2 protein-coding genes are annotated in these 2,965 nt (G+C 74.8%); one reads left to right on the top strand and one right to left on the bottom strand.

Annotated elements, in window-relative coordinates; all coding sequences use genetic code 11:
* Positions 1–90 precede the first annotated feature (90 nt).
* Positions 91–1,563, bottom strand: coding sequence for a DNA-binding protein NsdB (locus H5J30_RS24775; protein WP_181789577.1), 1,473 nt, complete (start codon positions 1,561–1,563; stop codon positions 91–93).
* 313 nt (positions 1,564–1,876) lie between these two features.
* On the opposite strand from H5J30_RS24775, the gene H5J30_RS24770 reads away from it, so the two are divergent.
* Positions 1,877–2,965 (top strand): aminoglycoside phosphotransferase family protein (locus tag H5J30_RS24770; RefSeq protein ID WP_181789576.1); only part of this gene is annotated, 1,089 nt, incomplete at its 3' end.

Here is a 2,965-nt window from a genome sequence, read left to right as displayed (position 1 = left end):
AAGGTGACGGGCTGAGCCACCGCGCGCGGCGGCCCGGCCCGTCTCTCCCCACCCGTCCCCGTACGGCAGCCCCGAGAAGCGGAGCTGCCGTCAGATGGCGCTCGTGCGCCCCTTGGGCGCCCTCGCCAGCGTGTCCCTGGTCTCCTCGCGCAGCGCCTTGACCGCGGGGTCGTCCGCGTACGGCGCGGTCAGCCGGTACGTCTGCCGCAACCGGTCCCAGGTGCGGTGCGAGGAGTTCTCGCCGATGCGCTCCAGCGCGAGCCGGGTGTACCTGTCGCCCCGGTCCGGGTCGTCGGCGAGGAAGCCCGCCGCGGCCAGGGACACGTAGTCGAGGATCTGGGAGCGCTGGCGCCCCTCCGGCCGCTTGGCGAGGGCCAGTTCCCCGTGCTCGCGGGCGCGGGACGCCGCGGCCGGGTCGTGTTCCGCGAGCGTGCGGTACGCCAGCGCCTGCATGCCGTGCAGGTCGGCCTCGTCGAAGAGCTGCATCCAGGTGGGCGCCGCCACGTCCGCCCGGTCGCGCGTGAACAGCTCCTCCGCCTCCCCCAGCGTGCGCTGCACCGCGCCCGTCCGGCCCTTCGCGGCCTGCGCCCACGCCTCGATGGTGGCGAGCATCGAGCGCGCACGCGCGTGGGTGCCGGGCCCCGTCCCGGACTTGGCCAGCCCGACCAGCTCAAGCGCGTCGTCCGGCCGGCCCAGGTGGATCATCTGCCGGGCGGCGCGGGACAGCGCCTCCGCGGCGCGGGGCCGGTCGCCGCCCTCGCGCGCGGCGTGCGAGGCGATGACGAAGTACCGCTGGGCGGTGGGCTCCAGGCCCACGTCGTGCGACATCCAGCCCGCCAGTACGGCGAGGTTCGCCGCGACGCCCCACAGCCGGCTCTGCAGCGGCTCGGGGTGCCGGTACGCGAGCATGCCGCCGACCTCGTTGAGCTGGCCCACCACGGCCTTGCGCTGGAGGCCGCCGCCGCGCTCGGCGTCCCAGGCGCGGAACACCTCGACGGAACGTTCCAGCGCCTCGACCTCCTGGGCGCCGACCGGCGTCGCCTCGTACCTGCCGTAGCGCGCGGGTTCGGTGTAAGGGGGGGCGCTCCCGGCGGCGGTGCCCGGGGCGGCGGGCTCTGCGTGCAGCCACTCGTGCAGGGAACTGGTCAGGGCGGAGCCGGCCGCGAGCGCCGTTCCCGCGCCCACCAGGCCGCGTCGATTGAGCATGAGGTCCATTCCCGTGAATTCGGTGAGGACCTCGGCCGTTCGCTCGGGTGCCCAGGGCAGTGCGTCATCGGACTGCCGCCTGACCCGACCGGGCCCTGCGGCCCGTTCGAACCCGAGGTCCTCGGTGGTCACGACACGGCCGAGTCGCTCGGTGAACAGGACCGCCAGCACCTTGGGCACCGGCTCGCGCGGGATCTCGCCCGTCTCGATCCAGCGCCGCACCCGCGAGGTGTCGGTCGCAAGCTGGGGGTGGCCGGTGGCCGCCGCCTGCCGATTGACCAGCCTCGCCAGCTCGCCCTTCGACCAGCCGGTCATCCCGAACAGGTCGGCGAGCCTGGTGTTGGGTCCCTTGCTCACGTCAAGCCCCCAGGGTCTCGGCTCACTTGACAGTACCGACGGTCCCGGGGCCCGGCGAGCATTCGCCAGGGTTCGCCAGGGTGCGCCAGATGGTGTGCCACCCGTATAGCGGTGTGGGCTATGACTGCGCCAACCGGCCCCGACACCCGGGGCACATGCCAATCGCACTGCCCACCCGCATTTCCCGGGCTCAACGGCCGGGGACCGGACCCCCAGCCGGTCACCCGGACGAGTGACCAGGAAGGGTACGGCAGCGCGCGGCGGCCCGCGGCGGCGCGCAACCGGCCCGTGCCTGAAGGGATCTGTCTCGCCCATGTACGCAGCATCGGCATCCGCATCCGCACCCGTCCGTACGGTACGCCCGCCGGCCCCGCACCGGACCGCGGCCGGCGGCGCGCCGTTCCTCGACCCGGGCCGCGCACCGGCCGCCGGCGCACGCCTGCGGCAGCTTCCCGCCACCGCACGCCGACCCGTCAGCGGCCGGCTCGATCTGACCGGCCCGCAGGGGGCGCTGCTGCGCGCGGCCGTCGACTCGGTGCACCGCGTCGTCCCCGACTTCCACCCCGTACAGGTGCTGCGCCGCAGCAGCCGCACGGTGCTGCTGGTCGGCTCCACGGGCCGGACCACGGCGGTGGCGAAGTGCCTGGTCGACCAGTCGGCCGCGCGGGTGGAGAAGCTGCAGCAGGAAATAGCTGCTTACCGCACGTTCGTCCGGGCCCGCCCGCCCGTGCGGGTGCCGCGGCTCATCGCCGCCGACCCGGAGAGCTGCACGCTCGTCATCGAACGCACCCCCGGCCGCGCCGCGGCGCTCCAGCGCCACCCGCTGGAGGTCCCGCCGCACGCCGACGTGCGCGCGACGCTCGCGGCGCTGGTACGGATCGGGATGTGGCGGCCCCCCGCCGGCGCGTTCGGCGCGCCCCTCGACTACGGGACGCAGCTCGGCCGCTACCACGAGCTGGGCCTGCTCACCGACCGCGACATGGGCGACCTGCAGACGCTGCTGCACGGCATCGGCCCCGGGAACCTGCAGTTCTGCCACGGCGACGCGCTGCTGTCGAACGTCCTGCTGTCCCCCGCGGGCCCGGTCCTCGTCGACTGGGAGCAGGCCGGCTGGTACCTGCCGGGCTACGACCTGGCGACGCTCTGGGCCGTGCTGGGCGAGGGCTCGCCCGCGCGCCGCCAGATCAGCCAGCTCGCCCAGGCAGGCGGAACGGTTCACCGGGACGGGTTCCTGGTCAACCTGATGCTCGTGCTGGTCCGGGAGGTCCGTACGTACGAGGCCGCCGTGCAGCGGGCGATGAAGGATCCGGCGCCGCCGGTCGGCGTGCACAGCGGGATGACCGCCGGGGAGGAGCACCGGCTGCTGCTGCGCCGGCTCCACGACGACGTGCAGATGGCACGC

It is taken from the genome of Streptomyces phytophilus (assembly GCF_013870535.1).
GTDB lineage: Bacteria > Actinomycetota > Actinomycetes > Streptomycetales > Streptomycetaceae > Streptomyces > Streptomyces phytophilus.
Note: the sequence above shows the minus strand (reverse complement) of the source record. Positions and strands in the feature narration are given on the sequence as shown.